Annotated in this window: 18 protein-coding genes, 4 tRNA genes and 1 pseudogene; 16 read left to right on the top strand and 7 right to left on the bottom strand. The window is 45.1% G+C overall.

Annotation, left to right across the window (positions count from 1 at the left end):
- Nucleotides 1–69 precede the first annotated feature (69 nt).
- On the bottom strand, nucleotides 70–1,452 hold the full coding sequence (gene cpxA, locus Vt282_RS12665; RefSeq protein WP_162063537.1) for an envelope stress sensor histidine kinase CpxA: 1,383 nt from the start codon (nucleotides 1,450–1,452) through the stop codon (nucleotides 70–72).
- The gene (locus tag Vt282_RS12660) at nucleotides 1,452–2,138 is read right to left on the bottom strand and encodes a response regulator (RefSeq protein WP_162063536.1); all 687 of its coding nucleotides are present in this window, start codon (nucleotides 2,136–2,138) and stop codon (nucleotides 1,452–1,454) included. The genes cpxA and Vt282_RS12660 overlap by 1 nt, the downstream gene beginning before the upstream one ends.
- 183 nt (nucleotides 2,139–2,321) lie before the next feature.
- Between Vt282_RS12660 and Vt282_RS12655 the strand changes: the two genes are divergently transcribed.
- The 3 genes from Vt282_RS12655 (at nucleotide 2,322) to pfkA (ending at nucleotide 5,042) form a co-directional block, all read left to right on the top strand.
- Nucleotides 2,322–2,810: a CpxP family protein gene (locus Vt282_RS12655; protein ID WP_162045422.1), complete on the top strand. Its 489-nt coding sequence runs from the start codon at nucleotides 2,322–2,324 to the stop codon at nucleotides 2,808–2,810.
- A gap of 94 nt (nucleotides 2,811–2,904) precedes the next feature.
- Nucleotides 2,905–3,810, top strand: coding sequence for a CDF family cation-efflux transporter FieF (gene fieF / locus Vt282_RS12650; protein WP_162063535.1), 906 nt, complete (start codon nucleotides 2,905–2,907; stop codon nucleotides 3,808–3,810).
- Between the two features lie 269 nt (nucleotides 3,811–4,079).
- The gene (pfkA, locus tag Vt282_RS12645) at nucleotides 4,080–5,042 is read left to right on the top strand and encodes a 6-phosphofructokinase (RefSeq protein WP_162045424.1); all 963 of its coding nucleotides are present in this window, start codon (nucleotides 4,080–4,082) and stop codon (nucleotides 5,040–5,042) included.
- Between the two features lie 85 nt (nucleotides 5,043–5,127).
- Here pfkA and Vt282_RS12640 read toward each other — a convergent pair whose 3' ends face one another.
- Entirely contained in the window at nucleotides 5,128–5,631 is a 504-nt protein-coding gene (locus Vt282_RS12640) for a type II secretion system protein (RefSeq protein ID WP_162045425.1), read from the bottom strand.
- Between the two features lie 82 nt (nucleotides 5,632–5,713).
- On the bottom strand, nucleotides 5,714–6,736 hold the full coding sequence (gene epmB / locus Vt282_RS12635) for an EF-P beta-lysylation protein EpmB (protein ID WP_162063534.1): 1,023 nt from the start codon (nucleotides 6,734–6,736) through the stop codon (nucleotides 5,714–5,716).
- Nucleotides 6,737–6,769: 33 nt separating this feature from the next.
- Between epmB and efp the strand changes: the two genes are divergently transcribed.
- The 3 genes from efp to rraA all read left to right on the top strand — a co-directional run bounded on the left by efp (nucleotide 6,770) and on the right by rraA (nucleotide 8,953).
- On the top strand, nucleotides 6,770–7,336 hold the full coding sequence (efp, locus tag Vt282_RS12630; RefSeq protein WP_162045427.1) for an elongation factor P: 567 nt from the start codon (nucleotides 6,770–6,772) through the stop codon (nucleotides 7,334–7,336).
- Between the two features lie 104 nt (nucleotides 7,337–7,440).
- Nucleotides 7,441–8,358, top strand: coding sequence for a 1,4-dihydroxy-2-naphthoate polyprenyltransferase (locus Vt282_RS12625; RefSeq protein ID WP_162045428.1), 918 nt, complete (start codon nucleotides 7,441–7,443; stop codon nucleotides 8,356–8,358).
- Between the two features lie 76 nt (nucleotides 8,359–8,434).
- Nucleotides 8,435–8,953: a ribonuclease E activity regulator RraA gene (rraA, locus tag Vt282_RS12620; RefSeq protein ID WP_162045429.1), complete on the top strand. Its 519-nt coding sequence runs from the start codon at nucleotides 8,435–8,437 to the stop codon at nucleotides 8,951–8,953.
- Nucleotides 8,954–8,988: 35 nt separating this feature from the next.
- On the opposite strand, the gene Vt282_RS12615 is transcribed toward rraA, so the two are convergent.
- The gene (locus tag Vt282_RS12615) at nucleotides 8,989–10,347 is read right to left on the bottom strand and encodes an MATE family efflux transporter (RefSeq protein WP_162063533.1); all 1,359 of its coding nucleotides are present in this window, start codon (nucleotides 10,345–10,347) and stop codon (nucleotides 8,989–8,991) included.
- A 159-nt stretch (nucleotides 10,348–10,506) separates the two neighbouring features.
- Nucleotides 10,507–11,277, bottom strand: coding sequence for a triose-phosphate isomerase (gene tpiA / locus Vt282_RS12610; protein WP_162045431.1), 771 nt, complete (start codon nucleotides 11,275–11,277; stop codon nucleotides 10,507–10,509).
- Nucleotides 11,278–11,523: 246 nt separating this feature from the next.
- Between tpiA and Vt282_RS12605 the strand changes: the two genes are divergently transcribed.
- A complete protein-coding gene (locus tag Vt282_RS12605) occupies nucleotides 11,524–11,871 on the top strand; it encodes a 5-carboxymethyl-2-hydroxymuconate Delta-isomerase (RefSeq protein ID WP_162045432.1) in 348 nt (115 codons plus the stop codon).
- 106 nt (nucleotides 11,872–11,977) lie between these two features.
- On the opposite strand, the gene coaA is transcribed toward Vt282_RS12605, so the two are convergent.
- Complete coding sequence (coaA, locus tag Vt282_RS12600) at nucleotides 11,978–12,901, bottom strand: type I pantothenate kinase (protein ID WP_162063532.1); 924 nt, start codon at nucleotides 12,899–12,901, stop codon at nucleotides 11,978–11,980.
- Nucleotides 12,902–13,107: 206 nt separating this feature from the next.
- On the opposite strand from coaA, the gene Vt282_RS12595 reads away from it, so the two are divergent.
- From Vt282_RS12595 to rplA, 9 genes and pseudogenes are all read left to right on the top strand, one after another.
- Nucleotides 13,108–13,183 (top strand) — tRNA-Thr (locus Vt282_RS12595).
- 46 nt (nucleotides 13,184–13,229) lie between these two features.
- Nucleotides 13,230–13,314: transfer RNA gene (locus tag Vt282_RS12590), tRNA-Tyr, on the top strand.
- 34 nt (nucleotides 13,315–13,348) lie between these two features.
- Nucleotides 13,349–13,421: transfer RNA gene (locus tag Vt282_RS12585), tRNA-Gly, on the top strand.
- A 13-nt stretch (nucleotides 13,422–13,434) separates the two neighbouring features.
- A tRNA-Thr gene (locus Vt282_RS12580) sits at nucleotides 13,435–13,510 on the top strand.
- Between the two features lie 102 nt (nucleotides 13,511–13,612).
- Nucleotides 13,613–14,792 (top strand): annotated as a pseudogene (gene tuf, locus Vt282_RS20650) (elongation factor Tu).
- A 273-nt stretch (nucleotides 14,793–15,065) separates the two neighbouring features.
- Nucleotides 15,066–15,446, top strand: a complete 381-nt coding sequence (gene secE, locus Vt282_RS12565) for a preprotein translocase subunit SecE (protein ID WP_075651602.1) — start codon at nucleotides 15,066–15,068, stop codon at nucleotides 15,444–15,446.
- Between the two features lie 13 nt (nucleotides 15,447–15,459).
- A complete protein-coding gene (gene nusG, locus Vt282_RS12560) occupies nucleotides 15,460–16,008 on the top strand; it encodes a transcription termination/antitermination protein NusG (RefSeq protein WP_162045434.1) in 549 nt (182 codons plus the stop codon).
- 144 nt (nucleotides 16,009–16,152) lie between these two features.
- Complete coding sequence (rplK, locus tag Vt282_RS12555) at nucleotides 16,153–16,581, top strand: 50S ribosomal protein L11 (protein ID WP_162045435.1); 429 nt, start codon at nucleotides 16,153–16,155, stop codon at nucleotides 16,579–16,581.
- A gap of 4 nt (nucleotides 16,582–16,585) precedes the next feature.
- The gene (rplA, locus tag Vt282_RS12550; protein WP_162045436.1) at nucleotides 16,586–17,287 is read left to right on the top strand and encodes a 50S ribosomal protein L1; all 702 of its coding nucleotides are present in this window, start codon (nucleotides 16,586–16,588) and stop codon (nucleotides 17,285–17,287) included.
- Nucleotides 17,288–17,377 lie beyond the last annotated feature (90 nt).

Here is a 17,377-nt window from a genome sequence, read left to right as displayed (position 1 = left end):
GTATAACAGGATGATTGAGGGGAAAAATAGAGAAAGGGCATACCGAAGTGATGCCCTTTACGTCAGTGACTAGTCAAACAGAAGCGGTAAACAGATCGTGACTCGCAACCCGCCAAGTGGGCTGCGTGTGGCTTCAATCGTGCCGCTATGTTGACGAACGGCGCTTTGAGTAATCGCAAGGCCAAGTCCGGTACCACCACTGACGCGGTCACGTGCGGTTGAGACACGGTAAAACGGACGGAAAATGGCATCAAGTTCTTGTTCAGGCACACCTTCGCCATTGTCGTCGACATGAACGATGACCTGTTCGTTATCGGCAGAAATCGAAACTTCAATATGGTCTTTACCATAATGAATTGCATTGCGCACAATGTTGTCTAATGCGCTCATCAGCAGTTTCGGTTTACCTGAGATGTTACGTTCAGGAATGGCTGTGTAACTTAGCGTTTTGCCCATTTGTTCGGCTTCGAATTGAGCATCGGTAAGGATTGCTTCCCATAAACTACTCAACGGTTGGCGCTCACGATCGGTATGACTATCAAGTTGCATGCGTGATAACTCAAGCAGTTCACTGATCATTTGTTCTAAGCGCTGTGCTTCAGTATCTATGCGTGTCAGTTCAGGGCTTTCGCCTTGTTTGCGCGTGGCGAGTGCGGTTGCCATGCGTAAACGAGTGAGTGGCGAGCGTAACTCATGGGAAATATCCGATAGCAAACGTTGTTGACCAGAGATCATCTGATTGACGTCTTGCACCATTTGGTTGAAGGCTGCACCGGCTTGGCGAAATTCCTTCGTGCCTTTTTCTAGGCTGGGGTCAACGATAAATTCCCCTTTTGCCACGGTACGCGCAGCGCGCTCTAAACGCCTTGCAGGTTGGCTAAGTGCCCAAGCAAGCCATAGCAAGAATGGCGTACTGACCAACATGACGGTAAGCAGAAGTTGCAGTGGGTGGTCAAATAGCTTCAATAAGAACGGTGGTGGCTCATCCCATTTAAATGACACGTACATATGGAGGTTTTCGCCTGCCAGCGAAATCGGCACTGGCCCCGCGACCATGTAGTGACCATAAAGTCGTTGTTTAGGATGATCGACAGATTCAATACTAGAGATAAAGTTTTGTAGCGCGCGCAGTTTAAAATTACGCTGCTTTTGCGCTGTCAGAATTCTGCCATCAAGATCCGTCAAGAAGAACCTTGGTCGAGGATCGCGTGGTGAAGGGCGATCTTTTTCTATCTGACGTAGTAGCTGGTTTAAGTTATCCACATGCTGATAGCGTTGCTCAATACGCTGCGCATACTCTTGCATTTGTTTGATGTGCTTTTGTGGAATGTCATGAGACTTACGTGGATCAAGATGCGGCAGCGCTAAAACCGCGATCAGCACCAATAACATTGTTAGCCAGAAAATAGCAAAGATACGTCCGTATAGACTGGTAAAGCGAGGTAGACGCATCAATCTTCCTCCACCAATAAGTAGCCGCGTCCACGTAGCGTTTTGATCCTTGGTTTGCCATCGCTGCGCTCAGGCAGTTTTTTACGTAGGTTAGATACATGCATATCAATAGCACGATCAAACGCAGCTAAACGCTTTCCTAGCACATCTAAACTGAGCTCTTCTTTGGTAATCGTTTCACCTGGGTGAGCGACAAAGTGTGCTAACAACGCAAATTCAGTGGTTGTCAGTTCCAATAACTGATTTTGGCAGTACGCTTCTTGCTTGCCTGGATAAATAGTAATGTCACGATATTCAAGGCTATCACTGGCTCGGGTGTGGCTCACGGTTTGTGTGCGGCGCAAAATGGCACGAATCCGTGCCAGCAGTTCACGGTCGCTAAACGGTTTTGGCAGATAATCATCAGCGCCGAGTTCTAAGCCAATCACGCGATCGATTTCTTCCCCTTTGGCGGTCAGCATTAATACTGGCGTTTCCCATTTTTCACGAATTCGTTTTAGGGTTTCGGTGCCGTTAAGTTTTGGCATCATCACATCCAGTAGGATTAAATCGATATCTTTATTGAGCGCTGCTAAGCCTGCTTCACCATCATTGGCTTCAGATACAATAAAGCCCTCAAAGGTGAGTACCTCTTTTAGCAAGCTGGTAAGCTCAGTATCGTCATCAATTAATAGAATGTGTGCCATATGCAATGCCCTTAAGTATGCTTTTCTTTAAGTATATTACTGGTTATTAAAGGCAACGATTAGCGTAAAGTTTGCTCTTTACGTATCTTTACGCTCTCTAAACGCCAATTTACTCTCAAAACACTAATCTATATTCAAGCGCTGCAATCGCAGCCTCACTAACACACTTACAAGGTATAGATTATGAACACAGTAAAGAAACTAGTTTTGGCTGCGGCGGTAATTCCAGTGGCATTTGCTTCAGCAAGCGCATTCGCATTTGGTGGTAAAGGTGACCATAAAGGTGGTCGTTGCCACGGTGGTATGGATCGCGGCATCTTTAAACAGCTTGATCTCACGGATGCGCAAAAAGATCAGCTAAAAGAGATGCGTGAAGCGAACAAAGCAGAGATGAAAGAAAACTATCAAGCAAACTTTGAAGCGCGTAAAGCAGAGCGCCAAGCGTATCACGACAAAGTTCAGCAACTGGTATTGGCGGATAACTTTGACCAAGCAGCTGCGAACGATCTTGCTAAAGAGATGGTAGAGCAACAAACGGAACGTAAAGTTAAAATGCTTGAGAAGCGCCATCAAATGCTGAGTGTCTTAACGCCTGAACAAAAAGCGAAGTTTGTTGAATTGAGCAAAGAGCGCATGGCAAAGTGCGATGAAAATCGTAAGCATCACAACTAATTAAATTAGATATCCTGGCAGCCAAATGGCTGCCTTGTTGCTTTTTAGCGAACTTGGTTATAATTGCCGCATCATAAATGACGAAAAAACAACAATGAAACAAGATTACGCAAAGCTTGTCACTATGGCGGCGTGGGCTGTAACCTCGTTGCAAGTTTTCTTTATTGATAAACTCGCGGTGTGGTGGGTAACGGGGTCAGTGAGCTTACTGGCCTCATTGATTGATTCTATGCTGGATATAGCCGCGTCGGTTGTGAACCTCATTGTGATTCGAATTGCATTACAACCAGCGGATAAAGAACACCGCTTTGGCCACGGTAAAGCTGAGTCTCTCGCAGCATTGGCTCAAGCCATGTTTATTTCTGGTTCGGCGGTATTTCTTATCCTCAACGGTATTGAACGCTTCTTCAGACCGCAAGATTTGCAATCTCCGGAATACGGGGTTTATGTCAGCATGTTTGCCATCGTGGTGACGTTTGCTTTAGTTCGTTTTCAACAGCACGTGGTGCGTAAAACTGGCAGCCAAGCTATTGCCGCAGATTCTCTCCATTACCAAACTGACTTATACATGAACGCGGCCATTATGTTAGCGCTCGGTTTAAGTTGGGCGGGTATTCGTCAAGCGGATGCGGTGTTTGCCGTCGCCATTGGGATCTACATTTTGTATAGCGCCTTTAAAATGGTGCATGAGGCAATTCAAACTTTGCTCGATCGTCAGTTGCCGGAAGAAGAACTTGTTGAAATTAGACAGTGCTGCATCAGTGTGCCGGGTGTACTGGGTGTGCATCAACTGCGTACACGCATGTCTGGGCCAGTGCGCTTTATCCAACTGCATTTAGAGTTGGACGATGAATTGCCATTAATCGAGGCACATCATATTTCTGATCAAGTAGAAATAAGTTTGCTGGCGCAATTTCCGCAAGCGGATATTCTAATCCACCAAGATCCGCACTCCGTGGTTGAGACGAGCGAGAAACAGCAAAAATTCGCTGATTGGTAAGTGAAAATTGATTGGACAGTGGCATTGCTTTGGCTATCTTTTCAACGATACGACAAATAAAACGTGATACTGATATGTATCAACAAAGTTAATGACTAAAACTGTAATACTCTACATAAGTAGAAAAGTTACATAACTTCGTGCAAATAAAAGTAGTATTCCTTCCTCTGCAAGGTAACATATTGCACATTAAAAAATTTGGTCAGCCGCTTACCTGACGGCGTCTGACGTAAAATTTGAAATAAAATTCCCAAAAATTGAGGCTAAACATGATTAAGAAGATCGGTGTTTTGACAAGTGGTGGTGATGCACCAGGTATGAACGCAGCGATTCGCGGTGTGGTACGTACAGCTTTGTCTGAAGGCTTGGAAGTATACGGTGTATACGACGGTTATTTAGGTCTTTACGAAGGCCGCATCGAAAAATTGGACCGTTCAAGCGTGTCTGATGTGATTAACAAGGGCGGTACTTTCTTAGGTTCAGCTCGTTTCCCTGAATTCCGTGAAGTTGAAATTCGCGAAAAAGCGATTGAAAACTTGAAGAAGCATGACATCGATGCACTTGTTGTTATCGGTGGTGACGGTTCTTACATGGGTGCGAAGAAGCTGACTGAAATGGGTTACCCATGTATCGGTCTACCAGGCACTATCGACAACGATATCGCAGGTACGGATTACACTATCGGTTACCTAACTGCATTAAATACAGTTATCGATGCGATTGACCGTCTACGTGATACTTCATCTTCTCACCAACGTATCTCAATCGTTGAAATTATGGGCCGTCACTGTGGTGACCTAACTCTTATGTCTGCGATTGCTGGTGGCTGTGAGTACATCATCACTCCGGAAACTGGTCTAGACAAAGAGAAGTTAATCAACAACATTCAAGATGGCATCGACAAAGGTAAGAAACACGCGATCATCGCCCTTACTGAGCTAATGATGGATGCGAACGAACTGGCGAAAGAGATCGAAGCGGCAACGGGTCGTGAAACTCGCGCAACAGTACTTGGTCATATTCAACGTGGTGGTCGTCCAACAGCGTTTGACCGTGTTCTAGCATCTCGCATGGGTAACTACGCAGTGCACCTACTACAAGAAGGTCACGGTGGTCGTTGTGTTGGTATCGTTAAAGAGCAACTTGTTCACCATGATATCATCGATGCGATTGAAAATATGAAGCGTCCAGTGCGTAACGATCTATACCAAGTAGCGGAAGAATTGTTCTAAGCTAGTTGACTGAATCAAAAAAAACCACCTACTTGAGGTGGTTTTTTTATATCTATAGATCAACATACAGCAATGCTGTTCAGTGTTAACAGCCTGTCGTGACCAATTCAAAATAGGGCGGTTTGCTCTCGGTCGCTTGGTTGTAAATCAAGTAGCAATTGTATTTGGGATCTTTGAGCGATTTGGTCATAAAACGGATCCATGAGTCGTTTGCTCCTCCGCGAGGGTTATGGAAATACCAATCCGCTTCGGTCTCAGGGTTGTAGACGCCATCCGCAAATTTGGCTTCCATCAATACGCTCCAAGTCTGCTTAGCAAAGGCTGCTGGGTAGCCGTAAGCGAGGCTAACTGGGCCTGCATCAATCGTGATTTGTCCGGAGCTCTGATCTGCGACACCATTTTGAATCGCAAGGGGATACACCATATCTGCCGCGCTTTGCATGCCCGCTTTTAAGCCATTTAACGCGGCAATACGTGAGTCTGTTTGCAGATTGAGTAAGCGCGGTAGTGCCGTGATGGCCAAAATACCGAGAACCACAATCACGATAATAAGCTCAATAAGCGTAAAGCCTTTGTTCTTGGTTTTCATAATCTATGCTGTTATCACGAGTGGAAATACTGGATTATGGTAACAAATTAATTAACCGTTTAATGTGCGGATTGTGTGAGCTCTATTCTAAATGTAGATCTAATGGCGTTTTGCTATTACGACCGCCAATTTCACGGGTGAGCTTAGGCACGAGGTAACCCGAAACTTGTTGAATGACGCCAGCCATTAACTCTTTCGCTTGTTCATCACTGACAAAGAAGTGGGCAGCGCCTTGCACTTTGTCGAGTACATGCAGGTAGTAGGGCAAAATATCGGCGTCAAATAACGCTTCACTTAAATCAACTAAGGCTTGCACCGAATCGTTGACCCCTTTAAGCAGTACTCCTTGATTGAGTAAGGTGACGCCCGCTTGTTTGAGTAGGGCGGTTTTACCGACCAACTCTTGGTTAACTTCATTGGCATGGTTGATATGGGTGACCAACACAACTTGTAAACGTGTGCTTTGTAGGATCTCAAGCAATTCAGGCGTAATACGAGCAGGGATCACCACCGGTAGGCGTGAGTGAATGCGCAGTCGCTTGATATGAGGAATTTCGGCGATATGTTCGATCAACCATCGCAATTCGTCATCTTTGGCCATGAGCGGATCGCCGCCAGAAAGAATCACTTCATTCAGTTCATGGTGGATTGCAATGTAATCCAAGCTATTTTGCCATACGCTTTTGCTCCCCTTATTGTCTTGATAAGGGAAGTGACGGCGAAAGCAGTAGCGACAATTCACCGCGCAGCCACCTTTTACGATCATCAGTGCACGGTTGCGGTATTTATGCAGTAATCCAGGGATTTGGTTGTCTTGTTCCTCCAACGGATCATTGGAGTACCCTTCATGTACCGCAAATTCTTCGGATAAGGGTAAAACTTGGCGTAAAAGCGGATCAAAAGGATTGCCTTTTTCCATTCTATCGACAAAACTTTGCGGCACACGCTGCGCAAAAAGCGTTCTCGCTTCAAATCCGTGTTGCCAAGGTGAAGGATCGATCTGCAACTGTTCTAGCAGTTTTTCAGGATCAGAGATCCCATTCGCTAGCTGTTTGAGCCAGTTTTGCTCAACAGAATCGGCATTTCGGGTTATGATGTGCGGCATTAAATTTAACTCGAAGAATGGTAAGAGGAAAAAATGGCTACTGTTAGCACGAATGAATTCAAAGGCGGTCTTAAAATTATGCTTGATAATGAGCCTTGTGTCATTCTCGAAAACGAGTATGTAAAACCAGGTAAAGGTCAAGCATTCAACCGCGTTAAAATCCGTAAACTGCTTTCAGGTAAAGTTCTAGAGAAAACATTTAAGTCTGGCGACACTGTTGAAGTGGCTGACGTAATGGATATCGATCTAGACTACCTATACAACGATGGTGAATTCTACCACTTTATGAACAACGAAACGTTCGAACAAATTGCTGCAGACAAGAAAGCTGTAGGTGAGAACGCTAAGTGGTTGGTAGAAAACAACACTTGTATGCTAACACTTTGGAACGGCAACCCAATCGCTGTGACTCCACCAAACTTTGTTGAGCTAGAAGTTGCTGATACAGACCCAGGTCTAAAAGGTGACACTCAAGGTACTGGCGGTAAACCAGCGACTCTATCTACTGGTGCAGTAGTACGTGTTCCTCTATTCATTGCTATCGGTGAAGTGATCAAAGTTGACACTCGTTCAGCTGAATACGTTGGTCGCGTTAAATAATTTTGCCCAAATTAGAAAAGGTCACTTCGGTGGCCTTTTTATTTTTCTGCTAACTTTGATATGACACAACTTCTAAACGTGAATATCTCACTACACTAACGAGTATGAAACAGACACTGCAAATTTGGCTGGATGCCGCTCGCCCTAAAACCTTGCCTTTGGCACTAGTCTCTATTTTGACTGGTAGTGTTTTGGCGTTCTCAAGCCATCATTTTTCTCTATCTGTTGCGGTATTGGCATTTATTACTGCGACTTTATTACAGATCTTGTCGAATCTGGCCAATGATTATGGAGATGCAGTCAAAGGAACCGACAACGAAGCACGCCTAGGACCGACAAGGGCAATTCAATCTGGTGCGGTAACACCGAAAACCATGCGCCAAGCGATCATCGTTAATGTGATTTTGACAATGATTGCAGGGTTAGTGTTGGTGTTGCATGCGCTAAATAGTTGGGAGAGCATTTTAGCTTTCATGGGCCTAGGCCTATTAGCGATTGGGGCTGCGATTGCCTATACCGTGGGCAACAAACCTTATGGTTATGTTGGGTTGGGTGATATCTCAGTATTTATCTTTTTTGGTTTGCTTGGTGTAGCTGGTACCTATTTTCTACATACAGGTATTGTTGAACCATCACTTGTTTTGCCTGCCGTTGGTTGCGGTTTATTGGCAGTAGCGGTGCTGAATATCAACAATATGCGTGACATTGAAAATGATGCTCGTTGCGGTAAGCGCACTGTGGCAGTTCGTTTAGGGCAAAAACACGCGAAGCAATATCACTTTGTGTTACTCGCGGGTGCGGTGGCGGCGTTTATTGCGTACTTGCTACTTCAACCTTCACCTGTATGGGTAATGCTGCCATTTTTATTGAGCCTGTTAGTGACGTTTAAACACGGCAAAGCGGTATGGCTCGCGGAGCAACCGGCACAAATTGCCCCTATGATGCCGGTTGTGGTTAAGTGTTCGTTAGTCACCAATTTGCTGTTTGCTGGGGTGGTTATAGCTCAAACTCTAGTGAGTTAAACGCAGCTAGTGATTGCAAACCTAAAGTGACTGGATATACTCGATTGATATGACCAACGCGATGAGAAGAAATGTTATGGAATACAATACTTCAGCATTATGCGATATCTACTTAGACCAAGTGGATGTGGTAGAACCTATGTTTAGCAACTTTGGCGGCAGCGCTTCATTTGCTGGGCAAATTACTACCGTTAAATGTTTCGAGGATAATGGCATTATCCGCGAAATTTTAGAGCAAGATGGCGTTGGGCGAGTATTACTGGTCGATGGTGGCGGTTCACTACGTAGAGCATTGATTGACGCTGAAATTGCCACTCTTGCTGAAGAGAATGAGTGGGAAGGTATCGTTGTTTACGGTAGCGTGCGCGAAGTTGATGAGTTAGAAGATATGAGTATTGGTATTCAAGCTCTCGCTTCTATTCCAGTTGGCGCAACCAGCAAAGGTGAAGGTGAGGTGGACATTCCAGTCAATTTTGGCGGTGTTACCTTTATCCCCGAAGATTACCTGTATGCCGATAATACCGGCGTGATTCTTTCTCAAGAGCCACTGAATATCGATCTCGACCTCGATGAAGACGATGTCGAAGAAGATTAATTAAAAAAGCCAGCGTTAAGCTGGCTTTTTTATCACTACTGTTTGAGGTTCTGCGCAAGCAGATGACGACAGTTTTTCCTTAACTTAAGCGCATAGAGATAACCTAAGCTACCGCCGATGATATTGCCGGCAGCAATGCCAATAAAGACGCCTTCAACACCAAACCACTTACCGCCCACCCACGCCATTGGCAAAGTTAAGATAAATAGGCGCATCGCGCTCCACTGGAAGGCTCTTAATGGTTGATGCAGTGCATTAAGCCCTGACACCAGCATCATCATGATGCCTTGAAACCCGTAGCTAAATGGCACGACGATCAGGTAATGCCACAGTTGGTTCTGCACGGCCTGTTCTTGAGAGAACATGGCGGCAAGCGGAATACTCAGCGGCACCATCATGACAAATATCATCAATTGGAACACGATAGCAAAGCGCATGCTGAGAAAGAGACCTGCAAAGCTGCGCTCTGGATTATCTGCGCCAAAATTTTGCGCCATAAAAGGGGTGAGCGCAGAAGTGAGAGACATTAACACCAAAATTAGAATCGACTCGATACGCTGTGCTGCGCCGTAAGCAGCGACCACAGAGGTGCCATGAGTTGAGAGGATCATCATCAAAAGTGCCCCCGACAATGGCGACATTGCATTGGAGAACGCCGCTGGAGTGCCGATCTTGAGGATCATTTTGCAGTCTTGGTGCAAGAAAGTGAGCTTAGGCAATGCCAGCAGTTTTTCACGTTTGATTAGAACGTAGAGTGAGCTAATTAGGGCTCCGAACCAACTAATGGCACTGGCGATGGCGGCACCTTGAATACCCAATTCAGGAAATGGACCATAGCCAAAGATCAACAGCGGGTCGAGAATACCGTTAATCAACCCCGCTAGCATCATGATCTTGGCCGGGGTCTTAGTATCACCGCTGGCTCGTATTGCACTATTACCCGCCATCGGGATCACCAATAGCGGAATCGATAAATACCAAATCGTCATGTACTGCTCAATGAGTGGCAGTAACTTTGCTTCCGCACCTAAGGCGACAAACAGAGGTCTGATCGTTAGCAAGCCGATGGTAGAAGCGATAGTCACTAATATGACCGCGAGAATCAAACCATGGCTAGCAACGCGAGCGGCATCTTGCGCCTGACGTTGACCAAGTAGACGTCCAATGTTGGTGGATAAACCCATACCGATCCCCATCGTGATGCAGTTAACACCAAAGGTGACGGGAAATGTATAGCTGACGGCCGCTAATGCGTCAGTGCCAAGCAGAGAAATAAAGAAAGTATCGACGAGGTTAAACATCAGAATGGCAATCATGCCCACCGTCATTGGGATGGTCATCTGCCTTAGCACTTCGGGGATTGAGCCAGTTAATAGGCCATGTTTATCGTGCATAAAACCGTCGAACAAGTGGAAAAGGTTAGAATACTTGATTCATCGGGTTGGTGATAGTTTGCAGTGCAGAAATTGCCGCAAACTATAGTTGCCACTCGAATATGAAAAAGGCCAGCCGAAGCTGACCTTTTACTATATTTTCGAACTTGAAATCGAAAATTACGCTTTCGCTGCTGCCGCCGCTTTAGCGATCGCCGCAAAGCTCTTAGCGTCTAGAGAAGCACCACCAACTAGAGCACCGTCGATGTCTGGTTGTGAGAAGTAAGCTTCTGCGTTTTCTGGTTTAACGCTGCCGCCGTATTGAATGATTACTTGTTCTGCTACTGCTTCGTCTTTCGCTGCGATTAGCGCACGGATAGATGCGTGGATGCGTTGTGCATCTTCTGCAGTTGCTGCTTTACCAGTACCGATAGCCCAGATTGGTTCGTAAGCGATGATTGCGCCGTTTAGAGCTTCAACGCCGTATGCATCGATAACTGCGTTGATTTGACGTGCACATACAGCTTCAGTTTCGCCAGCTTCGTTTTGTGCTTCAGATTCGCCGATACAGAAAACAGGAGTTAGACCGTTTTCTTTTAGGAAGTTGAATTTCTTAGCGATGAACTCGTCTGATTCGTTGTGGTAATCACGACGCTCAGAGTGACCGATGATGATGTGGGTTGCACCGAAGTCTTTTAGCATTTCTGGAGACATGTCGCCAGTGAATGCACCGCTGTTGTTTAGGTCAGTGTTTTGTGCACCAAGGATGATCTTGTTACCGCCTTCAGCAATCACTCGCTCTGCTAGGTCGATGTAAAGCGCTGGTGGAGCTACTGCTACGTCAACACCTTCAACGCCTTCAAGTTCAGCGTTAAGACCAGTTAGCAGCTCTTTAACCATTGCTTTGCTGCCGTTAAGTTTCCAGTTACCCATCACTACAGGACGACGCATAGAATATCTCCATATTTAAATTAAAGCGTTAATGTAATAAATCTACGTAAGAATATAACAGATTAAATCACGCAAATCATGACCCGTATCATTTCTTGAAAGGATCTTAATACAAAACTAACCCCTGTGGGTGTTGAAATGTTAATCAGTGATCCATCAGACAGAATGACAGTAATGCGCTCGGCATCTTACCGATAAATTGTTAATAGTTGTTCACAAGTACAGGAATCATTTGCAGGGAAAGCGATGCCACATTTAGTCATGGAATACTCAAATTCGGTTGATGAGCGAGTGAATACTCAACGCTTACTTGAGGATTTACACCATATTGCCATTCAGTCGGGGCTGTTCGATGCGCCAGCGTTAAAATCGCGAGCATTGCGTTATCATGATTGGTTAGTGGGGGAGGAGGGCGACAGCGTGGATTTTATCCATGTGACATTTGAGTTGTTAGCAGGAAGAACGGCGGAACAAAAAAGAGAGCTATCTAGAGCCTTAATGACCGAACTGCAAAACCAAGCAGGGCATGTACGCAGTTTAACGGTCAATATGCGAGAGATGGATCGGGATTGTTTTCAAAAAGTGGTTAACTGAGCGAGTCGCCATAAATGGCAGCTCATCTGTTTACCGTTCGTCGGTTTACTTTCATTCGAGCCAGTAACAAGGCTCAATCTCAGTGATTGAACTAATCTGAGAATTGTTACTTACGCAGCAAAATCTCTTCGACGAGATGGTTTTGACCTTTTTTCAAAATCAATTGCGCACGACCTTTGGTTGGCAAAATGTTCTCATTTAGATTGAGGCCGTTGATTGAGTGCCAAATATTTTTTGCTTTATCAATCGCCTGCTGTTCGCTCAATTGAGTGTAGTGACTAAAGTAAGAACCAGGCTTAGTAAAAGCACCCTTACGGAAGTTCAAAAAGCGATCGATATACCACTGTTCGATAATTGGTGTTTCAGCATCCACATAGATAGTGAAATCTAGAAAGTCGGAGACGAACACTCGGTGTGGCGCATGAGGGTAATCCATGCCACTTTGCAGTACGTTCAGGCCTTCAATAATTAATACGTCTGGGCGGTCAACAATTTTCACTTCATCAGTGATGTCGTAGGTAATATGCGAATACACCGGTACTTGCAAATTAGGCTTACCAGCTTTGATGTCCGAAACAAATTCAACCAAGCGCTTGATATCGTATGATTCAGGGAAGCCTTTACGATGCATAATGCCTTGCTCGTCGAGTACCTTTTTCGGATACAAAAAGCCATCGGTGGTGACTAATTCGACCTTAGTATGATCTTCCCAGCGAGAAAGCAGAGCTTTAAGTAAACGCGCAGTGGTGCTTTTACCCACCGCGACGCTACCCGCGATACCAATAATAAACGGTGGTGGGGCAGTTTTTGCGCCAAGAAAGTGCTGTAAAACAGTGTTACGACTTTGGCGAGCAGAAATATACAGGTTGAGTAGTCGAGCTAACGGAAGGTAGATCTCTACAGACTCTTCCATGGTGAGACTTTCATTGACACCTTGTAGCTCTTTTAAGTCATCTTCAGACAAAGTCATCGGCACTGAATTGCGCAATTCAGCCCATTGTTGTCGGTTAAAAGAGATATAAGGAGTCATAGCACTCTCGACTAGTTTCATCGTTCAGAAATTGCGAACATACATCATGCGCATCAGAAAGCAAATCACAAGCAAGCAAGAATCATTATTTACGGTCAGAATTGTGCGAAATTTCAGCAAGCGAACGGAATTTCGAGAAAAATTCACTTTTTTCCAATTTGCTATTGCAAGCAAGAAAATCATTCAATAGAATGCGCTCCACTTATGCCGACTTAGCTCAGTAGGTAGAGCAACTGACTTGTAATCAGTAGGTCACCAGTTCGATTCCGGTAGTCGGCACCATTCCCTCCTATTTTCGAAATAGGGTTAGTGAGAATGGCAAAAATTTGGAGGGGTTCCCGAGTGGCCAAAGGGAGCAGACTGTAAATCTGCCGGCACTGCCTTCGATGGTTCGAATCCGTCCCCCTCCACCATATTCTTTAGGAAATAGCTCGAAGAGTTACGTGTGCGGGCATCGTATAATGGCTATTACCTCAGCCTTCCAAGCTGATGATGCGGGTTCGATTCCCTGCCCGCTCCAATCACAATTTGTTGCTGATATAGCTCAGGCGGTAGAGCGCATCCTTGGTAAGGATGAGGTCCCCAGTTCGACTCTGGGTATCAGCACCAGCTCCCAAAGCAAAATTTTCCTTTTGATATATACTTTATCACCAATAAGTTTGGTTACGTGGTCATTCGCGCCACTTAAATCCGTACCTAGAGGGACAACTCATGTCTAAAGAAAAATTTGAACGTGTAAAACCGCACGTAAACGTTGGTACTATCGGCCACGTTGACCACGGTAAAACAACTCTAACTGCAGCTATCTGTACTACTCTTGCAAAAGTTTACGGCGGTGCTGCTCGTGACTTCGCATCTATCGATAACGCTCCAGAAGAGCGTGAGCGCGGTATCACAATCTCTACTTCACACGTAGAGTACGACACTCCATCACGTCACTACGCACACGTAGACTGTCCAGGACACGCTGACTATGTTAAAAACATGATCACTGGTGCTGCACAGATGGACGGTGGTATCCTTGTAGTTGCTGCAACTGATGGTCCAATGCCACAAACTCGTGAGCACATCCTACTAGGCCGTCAGGTTATATCCCTACATCATCGTATTCATGAACAAATGTGACATGGTTGATGATGAAGAGCTTCTAGAGCTAGTAGAAATGGAAGTTCGTGAACTTCTATCTGAATACGACTTCCCAGGTGATGACCTACCAGTTATCCAAGGTTCTGCACTAGGCGCACTAAACGGCGAAGAGCAGTGGGAAGCTAAGATCATCGAACTAGCTGAAGCACTAGATACTTACATCCCAGAACCTGAGCGTGCAATCGATATGCCATTCCTAATGCCTATCGAAGACGTATTCTCAATCCAAGGTCGTGGTACAGTAGTAACTGGTCGTATCGAGCGCGGTATCCTACGTGTAGGTGACGAAGTAGCAATCGTTGGTATCAAAGATACAACAACAACTACTTGTACTGGTGTTGAGATGTTCCGTAAGCTTCTTGACGAAGGTCGTGCTGGTGAGAACGTTGGTGCACTTCTACGTGGTACTAAGCGTGACGAAGTTGAACGTGGTCAAGTTCTTGCTAAACCTGGTTCAATCACTCCACACACTAAGTTCGAATCAGAAGTATACGTACCATCTAAAGATGAAGGCGGCCGTCATACCCGTTCTTCAAAGGTTACCGTCCACAGTTCTACTTCCGTACAACTGACGTAACTGGTGATATCTCTACCAGAAGGCGTAGAAATGGTAATGCCAGGCGACAACATCCAAATGACTGTTGAGCTAATCGCACCAATCGCAATGGACGAAGGTCTACGTTTCGCGATCCGTGAAGGTGGCCGTACAGTAGGTGCTGGTGTTGTTGCTAAGATCTTCGCTTAATTCTTAAGAATTAGCTGAAGACTTCAGAAAATCTTGAATAAGATTTGACGAACCAGTAGCAAAAAGGGCATCATTTGATGCCCTTTTCTGCGCTCAACATAATGTTTGCTGATTTCTTGTCCAAGCAGATGTTTAGCAGGATTTTTGAAAGGGAAGTTTGCTTCTCGGTCAGAAAAAGAGTACGTCAATTGATTTAAATTGCCGTTTCATGGATTTGCCCTGCAACAGCGGGGTTGTTGTCGTCTATATTAAGACTTGTGACAGGTTGGTTTTATGAAAGCTAATAACGCTGAAACTCCTGAAAGCTCAAATGGCGCGGATATCTTTAAGTGGATTATCACTTTTGTTCTGCTAACTGCTGCTGTTGTGGGTAATTACCTGTATGGTGATATGTCTGTAGTGGTTCGCGCTGCAGGAGTTGTTGTACTAATTGCTGCGGCACTTGGTGTTGCTGCTACAACAACTAAGGGTAAAGCTGCGATCGCGTTTGCGAAAGAATCTCGCATGGAAGTTCGTAAAGTGGTTTGGCCAACGCGTCAAGAAACTCTACAAACTACACTGATCGTTCTAGCTGTAAGTATTGTAATGGCTCTAGCACTATGGGGTATCGACGGCATTATGGTTCGTTTGGTAGCTCTAGTAACTGGGGTATAGAGGGTTTATTTACATGAGTGAAGCTCCTAAAAAACGCTGGTATGTAGTTCAAGCCTTTTCTGGATTTGAAGGTCGTGTAGCTCAGTCTCTACGTGAGCATATCAAAATGCATGCTATGGAAGAGCTATTCGGTGAAGTACTTGTTCCTACTGAAGAAGTAGTTGAAATTCGCGCTGGCCAACGTCGTAAGTCAGAGCGTAAGTTCTTCCCAGGTTACGTCCTAGTTCAGATGATCATGAACGATGAATCATGGCACTTAGTGCGCAGTGTTCCGCGTGTCATGGGCTTCATTGGTGGTACCTCTGATCGTCCAGCTCCTATCTCTGATAAGGAAGCTGATGCGATTCTTAACCGTCTTGAGAAAGCGAGTGAAGCACCACGTCCACGTACTATGTACGAAGCGGGTGAAGTTGTTCGTGTTACTGACGGTCCATTCGCAGACTTCAACGGTACTGTTGAAGAAGTGGATTACGAGAAGAGCCGCATGAAAGTGTCTGTATCGATCTTTGGTCGTGCAACACCAGTTGAGCTTGAATTTGGTCAAGTGGAAAAACTTGATTAAAAAAACACCTTTTAAAGGCTTGTTAAAGGCGCGGATTATGACTATAATTTCGCGCCTTTTTACTTCTCCCTGAAGTAAAAAGTTTTGTAATAACCGGGGAGCTGATCAGTTGATTAGCGTTAGAACCCAAACTTAGGAATTATCATGGCTAAGAAAGTTGAAGCTTACATCAAGCTACAAGTTGCTGCTGGTATGGCGAACCCAAGTCCACCAGTAGGTCCTGCACTAGGTCAACACGGTGTTAACATCATGGAATTCTGTAAAGCGTTCAACGCAAAAACAGAATCTCTAGAGAAAGGTCTACCAACACCAGTTGTAATCACTGTTTACAACGACCGCTCTTTCACATTCATCACTAAGACTCCACCTGCTGCGACTCTACTATTGAAAGCTGCTGGTCTTAAGTCTGGTTCAGGCCGTCCAAACACTGTAAAAGTGGGTACTGTAACTGAAGCTCAAATCCAAGAAATCGCAGAAGCTAAAGCTGCTGACATGACTGGTGCTGACATTGAAGCGATGAAGCGTTCTATTGCGGGTACTGCTCGTTCAATGGGCCTAGTGGTAGAGGGTTAATATCATGGCAAAACTAACTAAGCGCATGCGCGTAATTCGCGAAAAAGTTGACGTAACTAAAGAATACGAAATCAACGAAGCTGTAGCTCTTCTAAAAGAACTAGCAACTGCTAAATTCGTTGAGTCTGTAGACGTTGCTGTTAACCTAGGTATCGACGCTCGTAAATCTGACCAAAACGTACGTGGTGCAACTGTACTACCACACGGTACTGGTCGTGATATCCGCGTTGCTGTATTCACTCAAGGTGCAAACGCTGAAGCTGCTAAAGAAGCTGGCGCTGACCTAGTGGGTATGGAAGATCTAGCTGAGCTAGTTAAGAAGGGCGAAATGAACTTCGACGTAGTTGTTGCTTCTCCAGATGCAATGCGCGTTGTAGGTCAACTAGGTACTATCCTAGGTCCTCGTGGTCTTATGCCAAACCCTAAAGTTGGTACTGTAACTCCTAACGTTGCTGAAGCTGTTAAGAACGCTAAAGCTGGTCAGGTTCGTTACCGTAACGACAAAAACGGCATCATCCATACAACAATTGGTAAAGTGTCTTTCGACGCAGAACAATTGAAAGAGAACCTAGAAGCACTTCTAGTTGCTCTTAAGAAAGCTAAACCATCTTCAGCGAAAGGTACTTTCCTGAAGAAAGTTAGCATTTCTACTACAATGGGTGCTGGCGTTGCAGTTGATCAGGCTAGCCTGAACACTCAAGCTTAATTCATTTGATTAGGCGCAAAATTAGTGTATAATTCTGCGCCTAATATTTGTGGTTGGGGCTGAACTTTGGTTCGTTAAATTCACTTGTGA

It is taken from the genome of Vibrio taketomensis (assembly GCF_009938165.1).
Taxonomy (GTDB): Bacteria; Pseudomonadota; Gammaproteobacteria; order Enterobacterales; family Vibrionaceae; genus Vibrio; species Vibrio taketomensis.
The sequence above is the reverse complement of the archived record's forward strand: the minus strand, read 5'-3'. Positions and strand labels throughout refer to the sequence as shown.

Excerpts from the sequence above, each read along its gene's own strand:
- coaA (WP_162063532.1), bottom strand. The coding sequence starts at position 12,901 with ATGACTCCTTATATCTCTTTTAACCGACAACAATGGGCTGAATTGCGC.
- cpxA (WP_162063537.1), bottom strand. The coding sequence starts at position 1,452 with ATGCGTCTACCTCGCTTTACCAGTCTATACGGACGTATCTTTGCTATT.
- epmB (WP_162063534.1), bottom strand. The coding sequence starts at position 6,736 with ATGCCGCACATCATAACCCGAAATGCCGATTCTGTTGAGCAAAACTGG.
- rplA (WP_162045436.1), top strand. The coding sequence starts at position 16,586 with ATGGCAAAACTAACTAAGCGCATGCGCGTAATTCGCGAAAAAGTTGAC.
- Vt282_RS12655 (WP_162045422.1), top strand. The coding sequence starts at position 2,322 with ATGAACACAGTAAAGAAACTAGTTTTGGCTGCGGCGGTAATTCCAGTG.
- tpiA (WP_162045431.1), bottom strand. The coding sequence starts at position 11,277 with ATGCGTCGTCCTGTAGTGATGGGTAACTGGAAACTTAACGGCAGCAAA.
- Vt282_RS12660 (WP_162063536.1), bottom strand. The coding sequence starts at position 2,138 with ATGGCACACATTCTATTAATTGATGACGATACTGAGCTTACCAGCTTG.
- nusG (WP_162045434.1), top strand. The coding sequence starts at position 15,460 with ATGAGTGAAGCTCCTAAAAAACGCTGGTATGTAGTTCAAGCCTTTTCT.
- rplK (WP_162045435.1), top strand. The coding sequence starts at position 16,153 with ATGGCTAAGAAAGTTGAAGCTTACATCAAGCTACAAGTTGCTGCTGGT.
- efp (WP_162045427.1), top strand. The coding sequence starts at position 6,770 with ATGGCTACTGTTAGCACGAATGAATTCAAAGGCGGTCTTAAAATTATG.
- Vt282_RS12615 (WP_162063533.1), bottom strand. The coding sequence starts at position 10,347 with ATGCACGATAAACATGGCCTATTAACTGGCTCAATCCCCGAAGTGCTA.
- rraA (WP_162045429.1), top strand. The coding sequence starts at position 8,435 with ATGGAATACAATACTTCAGCATTATGCGATATCTACTTAGACCAAGTG.
- Vt282_RS12605 (WP_162045432.1), top strand. The coding sequence starts at position 11,524 with ATGCCACATTTAGTCATGGAATACTCAAATTCGGTTGATGAGCGAGTG.
- pfkA (WP_162045424.1), top strand. The coding sequence starts at position 4,080 with ATGATTAAGAAGATCGGTGTTTTGACAAGTGGTGGTGATGCACCAGGT.
- fieF (WP_162063535.1), top strand. The coding sequence starts at position 2,905 with ATGAAACAAGATTACGCAAAGCTTGTCACTATGGCGGCGTGGGCTGTA.
- Vt282_RS12640 (WP_162045425.1), bottom strand. The coding sequence starts at position 5,631 with ATGAAAACCAAGAACAAAGGCTTTACGCTTATTGAGCTTATTATCGTG.
- secE (WP_075651602.1), top strand. The coding sequence starts at position 15,066 with ATGAAAGCTAATAACGCTGAAACTCCTGAAAGCTCAAATGGCGCGGAT.
- Vt282_RS12625 (WP_162045428.1), top strand. The coding sequence starts at position 7,441 with ATGAAACAGACACTGCAAATTTGGCTGGATGCCGCTCGCCCTAAAACC.